We start from the raw sequence: 21,862 nt of genomic DNA, 5'->3' as shown, positions 1-21,862 counted from the left end.
ATCTAATGGTGGGAACAGCCTTTAATTGCCAACTCGAATTTTAGAACAAAAGGAAAGGTGCCCTAGAGGTGCCTTTCCTTTTTCAACGAAAAAAGCCTTCCTCTCTCGAAGAAGACCCAAATTTTCTAAAGATAAAGAAGGAGACCTACAAGAATCCCAATGGCATAGCCTGCCAAAACATCACTAGGATAGTGGACACCACCTAGCACGCGCAGAAGAGCTAGAGCGCCCGCCAGAAAAAGCATAGCCCCACCTAGCCAGGGGTTAAGCGTCAGTGCCAACATAGCAATGACAGTCGCTGAGAAAACATGCCGACTGGGAAAGGACTTACCCAGACTGTCCTTCTTAATAAGGGGTTGAATAGCCCAGGTCTGGTATGGACGCGGTCGATTATAGAGGCTACGACCAAGAGAAAGAAGGAAAAAGCCTCCTCCCATAATAAGCACTGTCGTAGAGAGAACAAACCAACCATTCCTTAGCCATACCCAAATAAGAAATATAGGGAAAAGCAGGTAAAAAGTCCTAGTTATAAGCTTGTTCAACCCTTCTAAAACCTTAGCGTAAGAACGCAAAGGAGCGCTAATCCTATCGTAAAATCGTTTGTAATTCATCATCATCCGTTAGAAAAAAGGGAGTGACACAGAACTAAATTTCAGAAATCTAGCTTCTAGCCTCTCCCTCAAGTTTAATGAGATAGTCTTCCAAGGTTGAAGTCTCTTAGCCCAACCTCTTTTTATCTATCTTAAAGTTCAGCGATTTGGTAAAGTTCAAGTTCAGCAGCTGTTTCAGAACCAAACATGTTAATCATGATTTTAACCTTGTTGTTTTCAATTTCTACAACACGGCCTTCTTGACCCATAAAGGCACCATCGATGATTTGAACCACGTCACCAACCTTGATATTAGTATCAAAGACATCAACGGTTTGACCCATTGAAATCAAGATTTGACGGATTTCTTCTTCCAAAAGTGGTGTTGGTTTAGAACGGTTACCGTGAGAACCAACGAAACCAGTAACGTTCGGAGTATTACGGACAACGAACCAGGCTTCGTCTGTCATTACCATCTCAACAAGAACGTAACCAGGGAAGCGGTTTTCTTCCACTTCTTTAACTTTACCGTTTTTCTCAACATTGACCGTTTGAGTTGGGATTTCAACACGCAAGATATTTTCAAGCATGTTATAAGTTTGGGCACGTTGCAAAAGGTTTTCTTTAACTTTGTTTTCGTATCCTGAATAGGTTTGAAGGACGAACCAGCCCTTGTCGAATGAATCTAGCATTTTAGGATTCCTTTCTTTTTTCTAAATGACATTTAAACACCTTTGGCTAGCTATCTTCTAGATGCGAGTGTTAAATGTCAATGAATGTCTATGGTTTAATTCAAAGCGTAATAAAAAAGCCTGGTGGCCCTCGTTCTCGCTTTTATCTGCATTTATTATAACAAAAAAGAGCAGGCATTCCCACTCTTTTTGTGTTTTCTTTAGAAAAAGTTAATCAGTGCTGACATAGCGCGACTCAACAATTCATCAAACGCATAGATGATGACAGTGAAGAACGCAGTATACTCAAGAACTGAAATAAAATCATGCCAGCGTTGTTTACGGTCTGGCCAAGTCGTGTCTTTCAAGACTTTGAAAATACTTCCAGTTTGTCTCACGGTGTCTCCTATCTTGTTTCCTTATGCAAGGTGTATTTTTTACAATGTTTACAAAATTTGTTAACTTCTAGTCGTGTTGGTTTGGGAGTGCTACTCACATTAATTGAGTAGTTTCGGCTCCCGCATTCAGCACACGCTAGGCTTGCTTTTTTCTGTGCCATAACGCCTCCGTTCTTTTTATCTTACCACTTTTAGGTGCAATTGACAAGCTATCTAAACAGACCTGAGAAGGAGTCTGTAATCTTATCCCATAGGCTACTTGCCTGATCTTTAACGTCATTCACAACATCTGATGCCTTATCTGTCCATGACTTGTTACTACTATTACGTGAGTCATTTGGATCTGCCGTATAGTCTAGGGTTTGACCATCAGCTGCATAGGCATTTTCAACAGTAAACTCAGTACCTGGTGTATTTGGTAAAACATCCGCAGCGATATAGCTGAAGATCGTCGAAGCTGTTCCCGAACTAGCTCCTGTTAGGTAGTGACTTTCGTCAGTCTTATCAAAACCGATCCAGGTCGTCATGACCACATCAGGAGTATAACCAATCACCCACTGGTCACTAGTCAAATCCTTGTTGAATTCAGCCTGAACAGTACCTGTCTTACCTGCCATTGTGTAACCCGTGTAGTTGGCATTCACAGCAGAACCATTTGAAAAGGTACCAAGCATCATGCTGGTCATCTGGTTAGCTACTGACTGGCTGATAACACGTTTAGACTTCTTACTATGGGTAGCAATAATGTCACCACTGGCATTTTCAATTTTAGTAATGAAATAAGCTGTGTTCATCTCACCTCCATTAGCAAAGGTCGCATAAGCCTGAGCCATTTGAAGAGGACTGGCTGTCACACCACCACCAAGTGAAATTCCAAGTTCTTCCGGAACATTGTCAAAGTTAAGACCAAATTTTTGACCGTAACTAATTCCCTTTTGAATACCGATTTGATTAAAGAGGTAAACTGCTGGGATATTGTAGGAGTTGGCCAAAGCTTGATACATGGGCACATCCTCTGTCTCAACACCACCGTAGTTGGTTGGAGTATAGCCGTTATAGTCGATTGGTTTATTAGGAAGATCCTTGTTGATGCTCCATCCTGAAGCCAGAGCTGGGGCATAGACCACTAAAGGTTTGATGGTCGATCCAGGACTACGCTTCCCTTGAGTTGCATAGTTAAAGTTACGGAAGGTTGTATCACTAGTACCACCCACACGACCTACTAGACCACGTACCGCTCCAGTTGTTGGATCAAGTGCCACACTAGCGGACTGAGCTGTACTACCATCGCTTTCTGATGTAGGGAAGAGATAGGTATTTTCGTAGGTTTGTTGCATATTAGCTTGTGAGTTGGCATCCATCTCTGTGTAGATTTTGTAACCATTTTTTACGATTTCATCCTCACTCAAGCCATAAGTTTTCGTAGCTTCTTCAATAACAGCATCAAAGTAAGAAGGATACTTGTAGTCATCGCCAGTCCCTTGATAGGTATCATCTAGGCGACTAGCCATATCAACTCCTGCGGCACTGTCGGCATCGGCCTGACTCAACTTCTTGTCATCAACCATGTTGGCGAGAACGGTGTTTCGACGGTTGGTCGCATTTTGGATATTATCGATTGGGTTGTAAATTTCAGGTCCCTTAAGCATACCAGCGAGGGTCGCTGCTTCATCAACCGTTAGATTGGCAGCACTTGTCCCGAAGTATTTTTGGCTGGCGTCTTCAACACCCCAAACCCCATTTCCGAAGTAGGCATTATTGAGGTACATAGTAAGGATTTCTTGCTTGCTGTATTTCTTGGTTAATTCCAAAGAGAGGAAGAATTCCTTGGCCTTACGAGTAACAGTCTGTTCTTGAGTCAAGAAGGCATTTTTAGCCAACTGTTGGGTAATGGTTGAACCACCACCAAAGCGCCCCATGGACACAATAGCCAGGAGGAATCGCTTGACGTTAACCCCGCTATTTTTATAGAAGGTACGGTCCTCAGTTGCTATGACAGCATTCTCCAAGCTATCACTAATAGCATCTAGTTCCACATAGGTCCCTTTTTGCCCTGACAAAGAACCAGCTTGATTGCCTTCTTTGTCATAGATAACCGTAGTGGCTTTCAAGGCATCTTGAAGGTCTGAAACATTGGTCGTCTTGGCAATATAGAAAAGGTAGGAACCTACTGTCAGAACCAGCACAGCTAGCATGATAAAGAGAATTTTTCCAATATGATAGCGACGCCAGAAACGGCGAATAGGATTTCTTGGCGAAAGCGTAAACTTGCTCAAGAACGCCTGAACCTTACCTAAGGGTTTGGTGGTATCAATAGGTTTCTTTTGCTTAGAACGTTGATAACGTGAGGTCTCTTTACTTTCCTGAGACATATCCAAGTCTTCAACGGCTTGTTCAACCTCATCAGGTTTCTTAGCGAACAATCCCTTTATCTTATCTTGTAAATCCTTCGATTTTCCAGCAGGCTGGGATTCCTTACCCTTTCCGCTAGTTTCTTCTTTAAAAAGTTTGTTTTTTAGATTATCAAAAAATGTCATAACCTTATTATACCAAGTTTTTACAGGTTCTGTCCTCTTTTAAACGTTCATGATATAATGAAACCATGACTTTACACGTAGAAATTATCAATCCCTATCCTGCAACAACTGTCAAAGACTTGCTAGAAACCAAGCTCCTCATTCCTCGTAAGATTCGTCATTTCCTACGCACGAAAAAGCACGTCCTCATCAATGGAGAAGCTATTAACTGGCAGAGTCCTGTTGAAAAAGGCGATAAGATTAGTCTGACTTTTGACAAGGAGGACTACCCTGAAAAAATTATCCCTATGGGAAATGCTAATTTGATAGAGCCTCTCTACGAGGATCAACATCTCATCGTGGTCAACAAGCCTGAAGGAATGAAGACGCATGGTAATGAACCCACAGAAATTGCTCTACTTAACCATGTTTCGGCCTATTGTGGGCAAACCTGTTACGTCGTTCATCGACTAGACATGGAAACTAGTGGGGCTGTCCTCTTCGCAAAAAATCCGTTTATCCTGCCAATTCTCAACCGCCTCTTGGAAGATAAACTCATCCAACGTCAATACTGGGCATTGGCTGAAGGTAAATTCCAAACCAAGAAGACTGTGTACAATGACAAGATTGGACGCGACCGCCATGATCGTAGAAAACGGGTGGTTGATTCTAGAAAAGGGCAGGTTGCCTATACAACCGTCACACGCCTCAAAACCTTTAAAGGAGCTAGTCTGGTCAATTGCCAACTAAAAACCGGCCGGACCCACCAAATTCGTGTGCATCTGGCCCACCATGGACATGCCATTCTGGGAGACCCTCTTTATAGTCACCGAACCGCATCTCGACTCATGCTCCACGCCCACACTCTTAGTTTCACCCATCCCTTAACACTCGAAAAAATCACTGTTAAGGCGAATTCAGACAGTTTTGAACAAGGGTTGAGAAATCACAAATAATAGAAGTAGGCTCATTCTCAAGCATAGTGCGAAAGGATTATCCTTATGATCCTCTAGTTATGACACAGTGGAAGCTTGCAAATAAGTTACTTTTATTGACTTCAAAAACCTTGACCGCCTTGAATCTCCCTTTACAATATGTTATCCTTTACATATCATTTAAAATTTGAGGGGTATTTAATTTATGAATCCAGTCGATCAATGGATAACCATTAACGCCAAGTATTTCCCAACAGAACAAGTTCAGTACATCCGTCAACGTCTTGAAGCACTTCCTGAGCAACAACTTTCAATGCTTTACTCAATCAGCTTCCAAGATCCAACAATGTTGTTAATTATTTCACTTCTAGGTGGGACTCTTGGAATTGACCGCTTTCTATTAGGACAAATTGGTCTCGGTGTTGGTAAACTTTTGACGTGTGGTGGATGTGGTATCTGGTCAATCGTTGACTTATTCCTCATCATGGATGCTACTCGCCAATCAAACGCTCAAAAACTATTTGCAGTTATTGGCTAATGAAAAACTATTTCACACGCTTGTGGGCCTACCACCAGCGTTTTTTTAGATTATATCTCTTAGTTTTAGTGGCAGTTTATGGAGTCTACCTTTTACATCTTCCAACACCACTCAGTTTAATCCTAAGACCATTTGGCCTTAAAGCTTGGAGTGCCGGTCTAACACGCGCTAGTGTTAGACTCTTACACCTAGATTGGCAAGGAGCCTGGGACTATAATCCACTGATATATCCTCTAGTGGTCTATATCCTAACCTATTTCTTTCTCTTTCCCATCTTTAGTGATAAGAAGATTATAAGGAAATAAAGTAAAGACTCCCATTGTAGTCCCCTTACACTATTGCTATAATTGTAATTATCAACATTTTTATAATCAAGATATCTGGAGGTTATACACATGAAGCAACAAGATTGGATCGATTTTTTCCAAGCAGTTAATGGTCGTAATCCAAGTATTCAAGAAATGGCTGAAGCAGCTCAGAAAGGCGAGTTTGTCCGAGAAACTCCCAAACAAACTGTCGAAATAACAAAACCTGTCCCACAAAAAGACACTGTAGAAACTAAGCAAGACTCAGAAGGTGTTGAGCCTACAGAACCTGCACCATCAACAGAAGTTGTAGAAACTACCGAAAATGATGTTGACAGCTATGACGTCGCTGAAGAGCCACTCACTAACTCTACAGCAGATGAAGAAGAAACTTTCCAAGCAACTAACTTATCTCAAGAAAAGCAATCAAAGACCTTCCAGGAACAAGTTAAACCTGTTGTAGAAACTGCCAGTCAGACTGTTAACCAATTTGCGAATCAAACTGGTGAAACTTTCCAACAAGCAAGTAAAAATCTAAACGAAACTTGGAAGAAACAAGACAAGAAAACCCAGACAAACTTCATCATGTTAGCCATCGCTGATATTCCATTTATCATCTGGGCCCTCGGAATATATTTAATTGGAGTTGCTAGCGATGAAGTTGGGGCAACGTTACCCTTAGCACTTTTCCTCCTAATTTTTTCTTTACCTTTTGTAGCACTTATTATCTTACCAGCCCTCCTCAATAAAACAGACAAGAAATGGCTAATCTTTGTCTTATCTATCCTCCTAAACTGGACATTCATCGGTTGGGTCATCCTTCTTGTTGTTTCTATCAATATGAATAAGGAAGCAGAGCGTATCAAGCAGCAACAAATGATGATGCAAATGGCAGGTCAACAAGGAAGTTCTGGTACATTTAACCCTTTTCAGTAATTAACAACAAATAATTGATAAAAAGAAAACCCAGAAAAAGTTTCTCTACTTTTCCTAGGTTTTTTCTTTTGCTTTTTAAACTCTTAGTAACCCATCATTGCTGGATCCATAGCTGGCGCTGCTGGAGCCTCTGGTTCAGGTTTGTTGGCAACGACTGCTTCGGTTGTCAAGATAAGACTTGCTACTGAAGCGGCATTTTGAAGGGCAGAACGCGTTACCTTAACTGGGTCAATGATTCCTGCTTCAACCATATCTACCCATTCACCGTTAGCAGCGTTAAAGCCTGTACCAACTGGGCTATTCTTCAATTTATCGATGATAACGGAACCTTCATATCCAGCATTATAGGCAATTTGGCGAACTGGCTCTTCCAAGGCACGGAGGACAATATTACGTCCTGTAGCGTCGTCACCTTCAAGATCAAGTTCAGCAACCTTAGCAATGACGTTAACAAGAGCTGTACCACCACCTGCTACGATACCTTCTTCAACAGCGGCACGAGTAGCGTTAAGGGCATCTTCGATACGAAGTTTCATTTCTTTAAGGGCTGTTTCAGTGGCCGCACCAACCTTAACAACTGCAACCCCACCTGACAATTTAGCCAAACGTTCTTGAAGTTTTTCACGGTCAAACTCAGATGTTGTTGTTTCCAATTGAGACTTGATGAGGTTAACACGGTTAGCAATCGCTTCTGTACTTCCTGTACCTTCAACGATAACTGTGCTATCTTTATCCACAGTTACTTTCGAAGCTTGACCAAGTGCTGCCATAGTTGCATCCTTAAGCTCAAGACCAAGATCCTCAGTGATAACAGTTGCTCCTGTCAATACGGCAATGTCTTCCAACATCGCTTTACGACGGTCACCAAAGCCAGGCGCCTTAACAGCAACAACATTGAAAGTTCCACGAATCTTGTTAAGAACAAGTGTAGGAAGAGCTTCACCATCCACGTCATCAGCAATAATCAAGAGTGGACGACTTGTCTTAAGTACTTCTTCCAAGAGTGGAAGAACATCCTGAATATTTGAAATTTTCTTGTCAGTCACAAGAATAAATGGATTATCAAGGTCAGCGACCATTTTTTCATTATCAGTAACCATGTACTGAGAAAGATAACCACGGTCAAACTGCATACCTTCAACCACTTCGAGTTCTGTCTCCATACCACGGGACTCTTCAATAGTGATAACACCGTCATTACCAACACGTTCCATAGCTTCTGAAATGTATTCACCAACTTTTTCAGAACGTGATGAAACCGCTGCGACTTGGGCAATAGCTTCTTTATTAGCAACTGGTTGTGCAATGGCTTTAAGCTCTTCCACGGCTGTAGCTACAGCTGCTTCAATCCCACGACGGATACCGATTGGATTAGCACCAGCCGTTACATTTTTGAGACCTTCACGGACGATAGCCTGTGTCAAAACAGTGGCTGTAGTTGTTCCGTCACCGGCAATATCATTCGTTTTTGAAGCCACTTCGCTGACAAGCTTAGCACCCATATTTTCAAAGTGATCTTCGAGTTCAATTTCTTTAGCAATTGTCACACCATCATTAGTGATAAGAGGTGAGCCAAAAGCTTTTTCCAAAACCACGTTACGACCTTTAGGACCAAGCGTTACCTTAACTGTATCAGCCAAAGTATCAACACCACGAACCATTGCTGCGCGTGCATCTGATGAAAATTTAATATCTTTTGCCATAGTTACTCCTTCTTTATCTTACTTTATATCTGATTAACATAGACCTAAGCTAGGACTGCTAAAATATCTGCTTCACGGATAATTGAAACGGAATCATCTCCGTCTTTAACATTGACACCTGCACCATTTTCAACAAGAACTTTATCGCCTGCTGCAACACTAGGTGCAATCAATTCACCAGTAAGAGTACGGATTCCTTCACCTACTGCCAAAACCTCAGCAGTCTTTGTAGCTTCATGACTAGCTCCTGCCAATACAAAGCCACTAGCTGTTTTTTCTTCTGTTTCTTCAAAACGGACAACGATACGATCGCCCAATGGTTTCAATGCCATACCAATTACCTCCAAATGTTATTTATTATTAGTAACGTGTGAAACGTTATTTTTAGCACTCATAAACCATGAGTGCTAATCCATATATTTATTTTAGCACTTGGTCAAAAATAGTCAAGAAAAAACTACCCAAAATCTGAACTTTGGATAGTTTCTTTTTTGTTTATTAACCGAGTACCAAGGCATCGTCATTGAGGACTTGTCCACTATTTTTGTGGAAGAGGTCCATAAGTTCTGCAACGGTAAGATTTTTCTTTTCTTCACCTCGCACATCGACGACGATTTTTCCGTGATAGAGCATAACCAGACGATTCCCATATTCGATAGCATGTTCCATATTATGGGTAATCATAAGGGTTGTCAACTCTTGTTCTTCAACAATCTTACGCGTCAAATTCATGACCATATCACTTGTCTTTGGATCCAGTGCGGCTGTATGTTCATCGAGAAGCAAAATCTTTGGACGAACCAAGGTCGCCATAGCAAGTGTCAAAGCTTGGCGTTGACCACCTGACAAGAAATTAGCATCGGTCTTCATACGATTTTCAAGCCCAAGACCAAGATCTATCAAGGCTTCCTTGAAGACTTTACGTTCGCTTTCAGTAATAGACTTTTTAAAGAAGCTACGTTTCTTACCTCGACGATAGGCAATCGCCATATTTTCTTCAATAGAAAGGTTTGTCGCTGTCCCCATTCGAGGATCTTGGAAAACACGGCTAATGTCTTTAGAGCGCTCATCTACAGATGCTTTCTTAATAGATTGACCCTCCAACAAGATATCCCCTTCATCAATGCTAAGAACACCAGCGATTGAATTCATCAAGGTTGATTTACCAGCACCATTTCCTCCAATAACAGAGATAAAGTCTCCCTGCTCAATGTCGAGATCCAAACCACGAAGGACGTGATTTTCATTGACTGTGCCTTTTTCAAAGGTCTTGTGAATCTGTTGTAAACTAAGTAAAGCCATTACTTGTCACCTCCTAAAGTCAAGGATTTGTTAGGTTTGATTTTCAATTTTTGTCGTACTTCTGGTACATATAGGATGACAGCAAGCAAGATGGCTGAAGCCAATTTCAACATTTGAGCATCAACGTTCATGGCAAGGATAATAACCAAGACCAGACGGTAAAGAACAGCTCCTACAACAATTGACCACAGGCGTTTACCAAGTGGTAGATACTTGACGATAACTTCAGCCAAGATAATTGCAGCCAAGCCATTTACGATTGTACCAGTACCCATATTCATATCCGCATAGCCATTGTTTTGAGCTAGGAGGGCACCTGATAGGGCAATCAAACCATTGGAAATCATGTAGCCAAGAATCTTCATACGGTCAACCTTGATACCATTAGCTTCACCCATGGCAAGGTTATCACCTGTCGCACGAAGGGCCAGACCAACCTGCGTATTAAGGAGAACAACCAACATAAGCACTACCAGACTAACAAAAATCAGTCCTAATAGAATCACACCATTCAGCTTAGACAAACCGAGTCCCATCACCATTGTTACTAGCGTATTATGTCCTGATAGAGAGACATTGGCACTTCCAAGAACCAAAAGGTTAACGGAATAGAGCCCCGTTAAGGTAATAATCCCTGTTAAAAGTGCTGGTATCTTCATTTTCGTATGCATAAAGCCAGACACAGCTCCAGCAAGCATACCAGCTACAAAACCACCTAGAGTCGCAAAAATTGGGTTGATCCCACGGATAATCATGATAGTTGTCGTAGCAGCACCAAGTGGGAAGGCCCCTTCAGCCGTCAAATCAGCAAGGTCCAAAATACGGAAGGTAATGAAGACCCCAATAGCCATAATTGCCCAGAGAAGTCCCTGAGAAATAGCTGTTAGCACCACATTTGAAAAACCATTCTTAGATGACTTATTCACCTTAATCTTAATGACACCCTTATCTTTTTTAGCAATTGGTTTGTCATCTTGTGTTGATGCCTTAGATTCCTCGTCACTAATACTAGAAACATCAATGCCAAGTTCTTTGGCCATGTCATGGTTAACCACAACATTTAGTGTTTTAGGATACTCTGCATCGATATCCTTGACCTTCTCACCTCGGAGAACACGGCCTGCCAACTTACCTGTTTGACGACCAAGCGCTTCATAGTTGGTTCCATAAGTGAATAGGACACCTTTTTCTACACTACCAGCATCACTACCAACAACTGGAACCTTAGTCTCTTTAGAAAGATCTACCAAGGTATTAATAGCACTAACAATAGTATTGTCAGTTGGGATGAAGATGACTTGGGTCTGACTCATCAAGCTCTTGGCTGTATCTTGGATATCGTTGGTTGATGAAATTCCCTTAATAACCGTTTCAATACCAGCTTCCTTGAAGTATTTCTTGGCTTCTTCAACCTGAACCTCTGAGTTACGCTCGCTGGTCGTGTACATAATCCCAACTTTTTTAGTATTTGGAAGGACCTTTTTCAACAACTCAACTTGTTTGTTGATAGGTGACATGTCACTTGTCCCTGTCACATTTCCTCCAACATTGTCCATAGACTTAACCAGTTTAGCTGAGACTGGATCTGTGACAGCTGTAAAGAGAATTGGCTTGTCCTTTGTCAAACTACTCAAAGACTGAGCTGCTGGGGTTGCGATAGCCAACATAAGATCGTTATCTTCAATAAGCGACTGAGAAATCGTCTGTAAGTTAGACTGATCCCCTTGTGCATTCTGATAATCAATTTTGATGTTCTTACCGTCAACATAACCTTCCTCTTTGAGTTCTTCAATGAACCCTTTACGTGTCGCTGACAAGGAAGGATGTTCTACATATTGGAGCACACCGACGTGAACCAAATCTTTATTAGAAGCATTGGAACATGCTACCAAGAGGACAGCTGTGATAACAGCCATCATACTGACCAAGAATTTCTTCATCTTGTATACCTCTATTTTTTATTCTATCTATTTCCAATTTTCTTTTATGCTTTTTCCGAGACGATAGGGTCAAAAGCAAGCAAATTAGACCTTACATCGCTTCATCAGATCCTAAAGTCCGTCGTCCAAAGACCATCACCTTTTGACCTTATAAAAAGTCGGCTAGAATTCACCATTTTTTAGACATCTAAAGGTCAAAAGAAAACTAAAAATAGACCACGGTATGAAAAAACCAGTTAGGACAGGCCCAACTGGTTTTCTGCATCTTGACTAGCATAGGCTAGCTTATGTCACCGGTTAGACCTATTCATCTAATCGGCTAATCCATCACAAAATGCTTTAGCTTCATAGATACAAACTGACTGACGCTTGTATCCTGAAACACAAACGTCCTATCTAAAGAAACTAAAGTAATAAAAAGCTTTAAGATTTCCCAAATGGGTCGCTTTATTAAGCATGTGATGCCTCCGTAGTTATGATAGTCTTAAGTTTACACTATTTAGACAATTCTGTCAAATTGGAATTTACTCTCTTTTCTCTCAATTCATCACTATCACTGCAAAAGAAAAATCTCTTCCTGCTCCAGCAAGAAAAGATTTTTTAATCTTAAGCATCTTGGTCTGTTGTTAAGATAGCAAGTGTTTCAATCAAGTTATCGGCATTAACTTCAATAGTATCACCAGTTGCCTTGATTTTAACTTCGACAACACCTTCGCTAGCTTTTTTACCAACTGTCACACGGATTGGAAGTCCAATGAGGTCACTATCAGAGAATTTAGAACCGACACGCTCATTACGATCATCTGTCAAGACATCATAACCTTCAGCCATAAGAGTTGCTTCCAAACGTTCTGTCAAAGCATTGGCTTCTTCATCCTTAGTGTTAACTGTAATCAAGTGAACATCATATGGAGCCAGTTCTTTAGGGAAGTTAATTCCCCATGCATAACGGTATTGACCTTTTGGTGTCTTGTTAACAAAGAGACGGGCATGTTGTTCAATCACAGCTGACAAGATACGGCTAACACCGATACCGTAACATCCCATGATAATTGGAACAGCACGGCCATTTTCATCAAGAACGTTAGCACCCATACTTTCAGAGTAACGTGTCCCAAGTTTAAAGATATGGCCAATCTCGATACCACGCGCAAACTGAAGGACACCTTGACCGTCTGGAGAAATTTCACCCTCTTTAACTTCACGAATATCCACGTATTCTGCCTTGAAGTCACGCTCTGGGTTAACTCCTGTCAAGTGGTAACCATCTTCGTTAGCTCCAACGACCGCATTAGCCACATCTTGAACCTTACGGTCCGCAACGATGCGAACATTTTCAGGAAGGTTAACTGGACCAAGGGAACCGAAGTTAGCACCAAAGACTTGACGTGCTTCATCTTCTGTAGCTGGTTCAAGGAAATCAGCAGCAAGGTAGTTTTTCAACTTCACATCGTTAACCTGATCATTACCGACGAGAAGAGCCACTACTGGTTCATCATCAGCGATGAAAAGCAAAGTCTTGATGGTTTGTTCTTCTGGAACATTCAAAAAAGCAGCGACTTCATCAATTGACTTGCAATCTGGTGTTTCAACACGAGCCACTTCTTCTTGAGTCACAACCTTAGTCGCTGGTGTGTAGGCGTTTGTTGCCATCTCAAGGTTAGCTGCATAGCTTGACTCTGTAGAGTAGGCAATTGTATCTTCACCAGATACCAACCATGATGTCAATTCTTTTTTGATTTCTTCCATGACATCTTCTGGAATCTCATCCAATGAAGCAATTGACTTGTCAAGAACTACCCAACGGTTGAGATCTGTACGCTCAGGAGTGACCGCCATAAATTCTTGAGAATCCTTACCACCCATGGCACCACCATCACCGATGATTCCCTTAAATTCAAGGCCAGCACGTGTAAAGATAGCCTCGTAAGCTTTACGGTAGTCTTCATAGGTTACATCCAAATCTTCATAGTTTTGGTGGAAACTATAAGCATCCTTCATGATAAATTCACGTGTACGAAGAAGACCGTTACGAGGACGTTTTTCATCACGGTATTTTGATTGGATTTGGTAGAGATTAAGTGGTAATTGTTTGTATGATTTAACTGCATCACGAACCAAGGCTGTAAACGTTTCTTCGTGAGTTGGACCGAGGATAAAGTCAGATTTATCACGGTTTTTCAATTTATAGAGGTCTTCACCGTAAGTTTCATAACGGCCTGACTCACGCCACAAATCTGCTGTCAAAAGCGCTGGCGCCAACATTTCAACCGCACCGATTTTTTCAAACTCCTCACGCATGATGGTTTTGAATTTCTCGATAGCACGATTTGCCAATGGCATATAAGCATAAATACCAGCAGAAACCTGACGCACGTAACCCGCACGTACCATAAGGGCATGACTGATAACTTGAGCATCACTTGGCATTTCACGAAGTGTGGGAATCAACATTTTACTTTGTTTCATCATTTACATACTAAGGGGGCTGGCCCTTGGGTCAAGTCCCTTAGACTTCCTTTCGTTTCTTTGTTTCTAATTAAAAGAAAGCACGCATAATATCATTCCAAGTGACTGCAATCATAAGAACAACCATGATAGCAACACCTGCAAGTGTAATATAGCTTTCAATTTCTTGATTAAGTGGTTTACGACGAATGGCTTCAATAATATTCATAACAATTTTTCCACCGTCAAGGGCTGGAATTGGGATAAGATTGAAAATTCCCAAGTTAATTGAGAGCATCCCCATAAGGTTAAGAATGGAAATCAAGCCACTTTCTGAAGCCTGGGCAGACATCTGGAACATGGCAACTGGTCCACCAAGTTTATTCAAACTAAAGTTGGTGATAAGCCCCTTGAGTGCCACGAGAATTTTGAAGGCCCCTTCCCAAGCCATTTGGAAACCACCAAAAATCTTATCTTTTAGACCTGTTTTTAAGGCTGGAGAAACACCCAAAAAGTAGCTACCTTGACTCTCCTTAGGTTTAACAGAAACCGTTTCTTCCTGACCGTTACTTCTCTTAACCGTCACAGAAAGGCTGTCACCTTTGGAGAATTTTTGAGTATTCTCTGTCAATGCTTCCTTCAAGCTGTCCCAATCAGTAACCTTGTCCTTATTAATGGCCTCGATAGCATCACCATTTTTCAAGCCTGCTACCTGAGCAGCACCACCATCAGCCACCTGAATACGGTTGGTTGATGTGTCTTGAACACCACCTTGAACAAAGGCTAAGATAATAAAGACAAGCACCCCAAGAATGAAGTTATTCATAGGTCCAGCAAAGTTGGTAATTAAGCGTCCCCAAATGCTAGCATTTTGATATTGGACATCCTTAGGAGCGATACGAAGTTCTGTACCATCCTCCTCAACGATAGTGGCATCATGGTCAACCTCATAGGTCTTGGTCTCATCTAGGACTAGACCTGTAATGGTTAACTTATCTTCCAAATCATAGGCAGTGACGTTCATAGGTAAAGCCGTCTGGTCAACCTGATGATCCGAAAGGTTGATACGTCTCACCTTACCATCTGATCCAATCGTTAGACTAGCAGGACTACCTGTTTTAATCTCAGTTGTATCTTCACCCCAACCAGCCATACGGACATAACCACCCAAAGGGAGGATACGGATAGTATAAACGGTACCATCCTTACCAGTGTGTGCAAAAATTTTCGGTCCCATACCAATGGCAAATTCACGAACCAAAATTCCTGAACGTTTGGCGAAAAAGAAATGACCAAACTCATGGAAAACGACAATCACACAGAAAATCAGTAAAAAGGTAATAATAGCTTTCATCTAGACACCCCCACTCTTAAAAAAGTCCTAGGAAGTGCATGATTGGGAAAACGAAAATCCAGCTGTCACAACGGTCCAAAATACCACCATGCCCAGGAATGAGATTGCCTGAGTCTTTTACGCCAAAGTGACGTTTAATAGCTGATTCAACCAAATCACCAAATTGACCAAAAATACTAAAGAGAATCGTACAGATAAGCAACCAGAAGAAGTTATGAGGGGCATAAACTCCGTGGTTAATCAACCCAAAGATAAGAGCCACAATGATTGCTGATAAGATACCCCCAACACTACCTTCAATAGTCTTATTTGGTGATACTTTTGGCAATAACTTATTTTGACCAAATTGACGACCAAAAAGGTAAGCCCCAATATCCGTTGCCCAAACAATAAAAAGGGCAAAGAGAACCTTTTCCCAACTATCCAAACGTGCTGCAATGAGATTTTGTAAACCAAAACCAACATAAAAGGCAGATGCGATTGGATAAGCTGCATCATCAAAAGAATAGTGGTCGCTATTAAGGACAGTCCCTGCTAGAATCAAAAATGAAATAACAGCGAAACCTGTCACACTAGCATTTGTTGGAAGACTGATAAAATACCGATCAATCGGTACAGCCAAGATAAAGGCTGCCACCATTGATAAAATACCCTCGATAGAGAAAATCTCCAAGTGCTTCATGCGAAGCATCTCAGACACCGCAACCATGGCCATAGCCCCAACTAAAAGTTGGAAAGGAAGACCGCCGATAAAGAGCAATGGGAGGAAAATGGCTGCTGCCACACCCCCACCAATTAAACGTTCTTGCATGAGAGGTCCTTTCTAGACACCACCGAAGCGACGGTGACGTTTATTGTAGTCAGAGATGGCTTGACGTAGCCCCTGCTGGTCAAAGTCTGGCCAGAAAACATCTGTGAAGTAAAACTCACTATAGGCAGATTGCCAAGGCAAGAAATTACTAAGACGAAGCTCGCCACTCGTACGGATAATTAAATCTGGATCACGATAGAGGTAAGGCAATTTATCTGTCATCAAATGCTTAGCAATGAGATCTTCATCAATAGCTTCAGGACTGAGTTTTCCTGCTTCAACCTCTTTAGCAATCGCTTGAACAGCAGACACAATCTCCGCACGACCACCATAGTTCAGTGCAAAATTAAGAACCAAACCGGAATTATGTTTCGTCTGCTCAACTGCCTTTTCAAGAGCATCTAAAGTCTCCTTAGGCAAACGACTGTTATCTCCGATTGTCAAAATACGAACATTGTTTTTGTCTAATTCTGGTACATACTTGTTAAAAAATTCAACTGGCAAATTCATGATGAATTTTACTTCATCTTGTGGGCGTGACCAGTTTTCAGTTGAGAAGGCATAGACTGTCAATACCTTAACTCCAAGTTGTGATGCTTCGATAGTTACCTTTTGCAAGGCGTCCATCCCAGCCTTATGCCCCATCACACGTGGTTGTAGACGCTTTTTAGCCCAACGGCCATTTCCATCCATAATAATACCAATATGGTTGGGAATATTGTCTAGAACCTCTTGATGAGATTTTTTTCTAAATTTAAACATGGAATATCCTCTAAATATAGTTTACCCTTTATTTTACCACATTTTCAGGGGTTCTGAACAGCTTTTAATACCGATAAGATTAGAAAACACAAAAAGACTAGGATTTAACCTAGTCTAATATATACAACTTAGTTTTCATCAGAAGACTCAATTGCTGAATCTTCTTCGATAATTGTCTTTTTAGTTGTTTCTGCTGTTTCTGTAGTTGGTGCTGGTGTGATCACTTTCATGATTGAACGACTCAAATCAAAAGTCAAGAAGACACCTTCTGCATCCAAAACGATACGGTTATTCTCTTTGTCAATCTCATCAACAATAGCAATCAAACCACCGATTGTTTCAACTTCAGCACCCTTAGCAAGGCCTGCAAAACGGTCTTCCTGTGCCTTTGCTTGGCGACGACGGCTGAAAGCCACATAAGCAACAATGGCGACCACATAAATGGCCAAAACTAGCATCATATTCATATTTCGTATTCCTCCAATAATTCACTTGGCTACTACTATATCAGATTAAGTCAGGACAAGCAAGACAAATCCTTAGATAGACCACACAAAAACACTTTCCATCGTGAGGAAAGTGTTGAATGAGATTACATATCTGCTACGTTGTGGTAAACCTTTTGAACATCATCGTCTGCTTCAAGCGCATCAATAAGTCCTTCGAAAACTTCAAGGTCTTCACCTTCAAGAGTAACCTCAGTTTGTGGAATCATTTCAAGTTCAGTCACTTGGAACTCTTCTTGTCCGTTAGCACGGAGAGCTTCCAACGCTTTATGAAGATCTGTTGGCTCAGTATAAACAGTGATAGTACCATCTTCTGCTTCTACATCTTCAACGTCTACATCGGCTTCAAGCAATTGTTCAAAGATTGCGTCTGCATCTTCACCTGCAAAAACGATAACACCTTTTTTATCAAACATGTATGAAACAGAACCTGATGCACCCATGTTACCGCCATTTTTACCAAAGGCAGTACGTACGTTAGCAGCTGTACGGTTAACGTTTGAAGTCAAAGTATCTACGATGATCATAGAACCATTTGGCCCAAACCCTTCATAACGTCCTTCAACGAAAGTTTCATCTGTGTTACCTTTAGCCTTATCAATGGCCTTATCAATAACGTGTTTTGGCACTTGCGCTTGTTTAGCACGCTCCAAAACGAATTTCAAAGCTGAGTTTGATTCTGGATCTGGTTCACCTTGTTTAGCAGCTACATAGATTTCAACACCAAACTTAGCGTACACCTTTGAGTTTGCACCATCTTTAGCAGTTTTCTTAGCAACGATATTAGCCCATTTACGTCCCATGGGATTCACCTCTTCTAAGAGATTTGCATCTCTGATTTGTTTTTTCTTTTTTGAAAATAGCAGAACTTGCTAAATTCACAATCCCTTACATTATAGCACTTTGACTGCCGTTAGTAAAATTGAAATAAATCCTAAGCATTTATCATATCAAACATTTACTCAGCGTCCTCTCCCAAGCAAATAATCTCATCAAAATATGGTTCATTTTCCTTTATTAGATGGTGGGTAACCGTGATATAAGTGATATTAGGATCACTTAATAATAGGTGCTCAATACGAGTAGCATTTTTATGGTCAAGATTTGCAGTGGCTTCATCAAAAATCACAACAGAACTTCCTTTTAAAAACGCTCTTATCAGGCCTATTCTTTGTTTTTGACCCTCCGAAAAGCTACCGTCACTTACTTGCTCATCTATACGGCTTAAGAAAGATAAAAGATTAACTCTTTCAAGAGCTTCCTTGATGTGCGTATCAGTAATAGCTTCATTCCAAAGAGTTAGATTATTCCTCAAGGTGTCATTATAGATATGAGTTTGACTCCCAACATAGACACAATTAGATACGATTGAGTTCTCATCAATCTCTTTTAACTCCGATTTCTCAAACAAGATTTTTCCCTCATAATCTTTAAGATTTCCTAGGAGCATATTAAGCAGGGTGGACTTCCCACTACCTGAGCATCCAGTAATAGCGTACTTACCTCCCTCTTTAAAGGTTTGAGTGAATCCCTTAATAATACCCTTCTCTCCAAAATGATAACTTACATTCTCAAAACGAACATCCTGAATAGTCGCTATGCAAGTCTTTGGATTCTCTGGAAAATCGTGAAATTTTTTTAAGATAGGATCGACAGACTTAATTGTCACTTGCAGCTGATTAATGGTGGATAGAGAGTTAAAAATATTACCTGATATCTGACCCACAGAAGCAATGGTACCTACGGCAATATTCCCAAAAATAATTAACAAGCCAGTTAGAAGAAGTATCAACATCTGAGCGGCAACTGAAAATAAAGCCATCAGCGTCTCTGTGCTAGTATTTCTTTTTGTAAAAATAATTTTTTGTACAATATATTCCTCAACAATGGACCTTACTTGTCTAAGAAATATCTGTTTACGACTGGCATAATAAACATCCGCATATCCATATAACTGATCGCTTACTCCAGAAACAAGCTCTTCATTCGCTTGGGAAAATTTCTCCATTGATTTCTGCATTTTATTGGTAAATGGTTTGGGAAGATAGGTCAGACACAAAGTTAAAAAAATGGCTAACAGAACAATCCTTACATCATAACTTAATAAGGCAATAATTGAAAACAAAGTAGTGAATACTGTTGAACAAAGGGCATAAATACTTGTAAAGCCATTTGATTCAATCAATTGGATATCATTATTTAATACAGAGAGATGCTCTCCAATATCACTCTTTCTGAATTCACTAAAAGAATGGTGAATAATTTTACTAAGATAAGACTGACGAATAGACAAAGTCATTTTCTGAATTAGTTTTGTTTGATTTACAGCAATAATATAATTCAAAACTAAATAAATAACGTAAAGCCCTACCTCTAAAGCTAATAAAGCTAAAAAGGATTGGATTCGCTTCGATACCAGCTGATTAGTCATTAAAGCCAAGGTTACCGAAGCACTCACGAAAATAGCAGCATTCAACGCTAACAGTAAGATATGAACTAAATTTTCATATTTGTATTTAAGAATATAGGTTCTCATAGATTTCCTCACAATCTAAATCACCTTGGTATTTAGTCAGTTGGATAAATTGAAGACATTGGAACTCCATATATCCATTAAAAATTAAAAACCATAGTGATATCGTACTATGGTCTTAGTTTATTCTATTTTTCAACTCACTCTATAAAATTGTCATATAGTGGAATTTAGCAACTCTTGATACTCTGATTCCTTAGTAATCAATAAATTTTCCGCACCTAAAGTTCTAAGAGTTTCTAAACACCCCTCAATTAGATTTCTCCCTTCTGTGACTTCACCTGACTTTATCAAGTAGGTTCCCATTACAAATATCAACTCATGTCTTTCATATAAGAGGACCTCAGGAATTCCACTATCATTGACTAAATCTAAATAGTATTTCGCAGAATCTAATTCATCACGTCGTAAAAATTCATAAGCTGCATTAATAAGAAGACTAATTCGAATTCTTTGATTTGAGTCGCTCTTTCCAAAAAGGCTAGTTCTATACACAATCTCCTTGGTCAAAACATTAAGTGTCTGGGTGGAAATAAACGACATACTATTTCCTAATATGATTAACTCTCTTTTTCCCCATTGTTCAATGCTAAAAAGATAGTCTGTTAATTCCCTTACCTTATTTTCATCAACTTCTTTATTTGAAACACTTACCAAAAAAGATTCTAGCATAATACTGTTATAGAGAAATGATTTGTCTTGTGTGAGCTCAAATTTATGACGCTCTTCTCCAGCGTACTTCTGTAACAATAAAATATCGTTTTGATAATAAGCCTTACTAGCACTTTCTAATAACTTTTCAGTATGAGTTGGATTATCTTGAGATAAAATACCATAGAACTCTTCAATACTGACATCCAATTTATCTAACAAAAGAAAAAATCTAGATAATGAGATATCAGATTCTCCACGTTCAAATTTTGATAGGAAAGATACTGATAAATAATCACTAGCAAGTTCTTTCAATGTCAAATTCTTTGATAAACGAATTTTTTTCAACAAAGCACCCATTTCAACAGGTCCAATCATGATCCATCCTCCTATGCTTGAACTAATTATAACAACAATCATTTCTAAATTAAAGAGCCACAAAGCCCAACTAGCCAGTCCAAAACGTTTAAAATAAAAAATCGTAAATTAACCTACAAGAAATCATTAATGGAGGGTTTTAGCCTACAAATGGATAAAAAAGGCTCTATAATTTCTGTAGTGGGTAAAACCACTGTAGAGATTATAGAGCTTTTTGAGTGTACACAAAAAGTCCCATAAGAACTATAATGAAAAGCGACCAAACCATCATTAGGAAGAACTTATGAGACTTATTAAGAATACCACAGAATTAATCGGAATTAAAGACCAAAACATCAAGATTTCACTTGTTTTTGAAACTAACACTCATCTAGAAATTCAAGCAAAACTTGAAGCGACTAACAAGTTGATCAAAGACATCAAACGGTTGGGGTTCGGTTTTAGAAACGTGTCTTCATCACTCTGAACATACATAAAAAGAGGACCTATCCGGTCCTCTCAAGATGTTAGCTTTTCGTCACCCACTACAGTTGACAAAGAGCCTAAAAAGGAGACATATGTAGGAAGTCTCCTTTTCAATATCCC

At 40.2% G+C, this 21,862-nt stretch carries 22 protein-coding genes; 5 read left to right on the top strand and 17 right to left on the bottom strand.

Annotated features, from left to right (window positions below; all coding sequences use genetic code 11):
- Positions 1-125: 125 nt before the first annotated feature.
- The 5 genes from H7U02_RS02700 to pbp2a form a co-directional block, all read right to left on the bottom strand.
- Positions 126-614: a phosphatase PAP2 family protein gene (locus H7U02_RS02700; protein WP_060972213.1), complete on the bottom strand. Its 489-nt coding sequence runs from the start codon at positions 612-614 to the stop codon at positions 126-128.
- A gap of 128 nt (positions 615-742) precedes the next feature.
- Complete coding sequence (nusG, locus tag H7U02_RS02695; protein ID WP_002883644.1) at positions 743-1,282, bottom strand: transcription termination/antitermination protein NusG; 540 nt, start codon at positions 1,280-1,282, stop codon at positions 743-745.
- Positions 1,283-1,482: 200 nt separating this feature from the next.
- On the bottom strand, positions 1,483-1,659 hold the full coding sequence (gene secE, locus H7U02_RS02690; RefSeq protein ID WP_002883656.1) for a preprotein translocase subunit SecE: 177 nt from the start codon (positions 1,657-1,659) through the stop codon (positions 1,483-1,485).
- Between the two features lie 8 nt (positions 1,660-1,667).
- The gene (gene rpmG, locus H7U02_RS02685; protein WP_002886472.1) at positions 1,668-1,820 is read right to left on the bottom strand and encodes a 50S ribosomal protein L33; all 153 of its coding nucleotides are present in this window, start codon (positions 1,818-1,820) and stop codon (positions 1,668-1,670) included.
- Positions 1,821-1,868: 48 nt separating this feature from the next.
- Positions 1,869-4,196, bottom strand: coding sequence for a penicillin-binding protein PBP2A (gene pbp2a, locus H7U02_RS02680; RefSeq protein ID WP_145516994.1), 2,328 nt, complete (start codon positions 4,194-4,196; stop codon positions 1,869-1,871).
- Positions 4,197-4,261: 65 nt separating this feature from the next.
- Here pbp2a and H7U02_RS02675 point away from each other — a divergent pair, with 65 nt between their 5' ends.
- The 4 genes from H7U02_RS02675 to H7U02_RS02660 all read left to right on the top strand — a co-directional run bounded on the left by H7U02_RS02675 (position 4,262) and on the right by H7U02_RS02660 (position 6,889).
- Positions 4,262-5,131 (top strand): RluA family pseudouridine synthase, encoded by an 870-nt coding sequence (locus H7U02_RS02675; protein WP_201042742.1) that lies wholly within the window; start codon positions 4,262-4,264, stop codon positions 5,129-5,131.
- A gap of 184 nt (positions 5,132-5,315) precedes the next feature.
- Positions 5,316-5,648: a TM2 domain-containing protein gene (locus H7U02_RS02670; protein ID WP_013989998.1), complete on the top strand. Its 333-nt coding sequence runs from the start codon at positions 5,316-5,318 to the stop codon at positions 5,646-5,648.
- Positions 5,648-5,953, top strand: coding sequence for a DUF2752 domain-containing protein (locus tag H7U02_RS02665; RefSeq protein WP_073689661.1), 306 nt, complete (start codon positions 5,648-5,650; stop codon positions 5,951-5,953). The genes H7U02_RS02670 and H7U02_RS02665 overlap by 1 nt, the downstream gene beginning before the upstream one ends.
- Before the next feature lie 90 nt (positions 5,954-6,043).
- Entirely contained in the window at positions 6,044-6,889 is an 846-nt protein-coding gene (locus H7U02_RS02660; protein ID WP_201042740.1) for a superinfection immunity protein, read from the top strand.
- A gap of 83 nt (positions 6,890-6,972) precedes the next feature.
- Here the strand turns inward: H7U02_RS02660 and groL are convergent, their stop codons facing one another.
- The 12 genes from groL to H7U02_RS02600 form a co-directional block, all read right to left on the bottom strand.
- Complete coding sequence (gene groL, locus H7U02_RS02655) at positions 6,973-8,592, bottom strand: chaperonin GroEL (protein ID WP_201042738.1); 1,620 nt, start codon at positions 8,590-8,592, stop codon at positions 6,973-6,975.
- Positions 8,593-8,636: 44 nt separating this feature from the next.
- Positions 8,637-8,924: a co-chaperone GroES gene (gene groES, locus H7U02_RS02650; RefSeq protein WP_002883604.1), complete on the bottom strand. Its 288-nt coding sequence runs from the start codon at positions 8,922-8,924 to the stop codon at positions 8,637-8,639.
- Between the two features lie 166 nt (positions 8,925-9,090).
- On the bottom strand, positions 9,091-9,894 hold the full coding sequence (locus H7U02_RS02645) for an ABC transporter ATP-binding protein (RefSeq protein WP_201042737.1): 804 nt from the start codon (positions 9,892-9,894) through the stop codon (positions 9,091-9,093).
- Complete coding sequence (locus tag H7U02_RS02640; RefSeq protein WP_201042732.1) at positions 9,894-11,834, bottom strand: ABC transporter substrate binding protein; 1,941 nt, start codon at positions 11,832-11,834, stop codon at positions 9,894-9,896. Before H7U02_RS02640 ends, H7U02_RS02645 begins: the two co-directional genes overlap by 1 nt.
- Before the next feature lie 606 nt (positions 11,835-12,440).
- A complete protein-coding gene (locus H7U02_RS02635; RefSeq protein ID WP_201042731.1) occupies positions 12,441-14,303 on the bottom strand; it encodes a proline--tRNA ligase in 1,863 nt (620 codons plus the stop codon).
- Positions 14,304-14,373: 70 nt separating this feature from the next.
- A complete protein-coding gene (rseP, locus tag H7U02_RS02630) occupies positions 14,374-15,636 on the bottom strand; it encodes an RIP metalloprotease RseP (protein WP_201042730.1) in 1,263 nt (420 codons plus the stop codon).
- 16 nt (positions 15,637-15,652) lie between these two features.
- Entirely contained in the window at positions 15,653-16,447 is a 795-nt protein-coding gene (locus tag H7U02_RS02625) for a phosphatidate cytidylyltransferase (protein WP_037598929.1), read from the bottom strand.
- Between the two features lie 12 nt (positions 16,448-16,459).
- A complete protein-coding gene (locus H7U02_RS02620; protein ID WP_002886457.1) occupies positions 16,460-17,209 on the bottom strand; it encodes an isoprenyl transferase in 750 nt (249 codons plus the stop codon).
- A gap of 128 nt (positions 17,210-17,337) precedes the next feature.
- Positions 17,338-17,676: a preprotein translocase subunit YajC gene (locus tag H7U02_RS02615; protein WP_002889798.1), complete on the bottom strand. Its 339-nt coding sequence runs from the start codon at positions 17,674-17,676 to the stop codon at positions 17,338-17,340.
- A gap of 125 nt (positions 17,677-17,801) precedes the next feature.
- A complete protein-coding gene (locus H7U02_RS02610; RefSeq protein ID WP_013989989.1) occupies positions 17,802-18,518 on the bottom strand; it encodes a YebC/PmpR family DNA-binding transcriptional regulator in 717 nt (238 codons plus the stop codon).
- 155 nt (positions 18,519-18,673) lie between these two features.
- Entirely contained in the window at positions 18,674-20,251 is a 1,578-nt protein-coding gene (locus H7U02_RS02605) for an ATP-binding cassette domain-containing protein (protein WP_201042729.1), read from the bottom strand.
- A 153-nt stretch (positions 20,252-20,404) separates the two neighbouring features.
- The gene (locus H7U02_RS02600) at positions 20,405-21,277 is read right to left on the bottom strand and encodes a helix-turn-helix domain-containing protein (RefSeq protein WP_201042728.1); all 873 of its coding nucleotides are present in this window, start codon (positions 21,275-21,277) and stop codon (positions 20,405-20,407) included.
- 283 nt (positions 21,278-21,560) lie between these two features.
- Between H7U02_RS02600 and H7U02_RS11695 the strand changes: the two genes are divergently transcribed.
- A complete protein-coding gene (locus tag H7U02_RS11695; RefSeq protein WP_225791449.1) occupies positions 21,561-21,743 on the top strand; it encodes a transposase in 183 nt (60 codons plus the stop codon).
- Positions 21,744-21,862 lie beyond the last annotated feature (119 nt).

Origin of the sequence: Streptococcus sp. 3.1 (genome assembly GCF_016648915.1) — a bacterium.
In the GTDB taxonomy this organism is placed as follows: Bacteria; Bacillota; Bacilli; order Lactobacillales; family Streptococcaceae; genus Streptococcus; species Streptococcus salivarius_E.
Note: the sequence above shows the minus strand (reverse complement) of the source record. Positions and strands in the feature narration are given on the sequence as shown.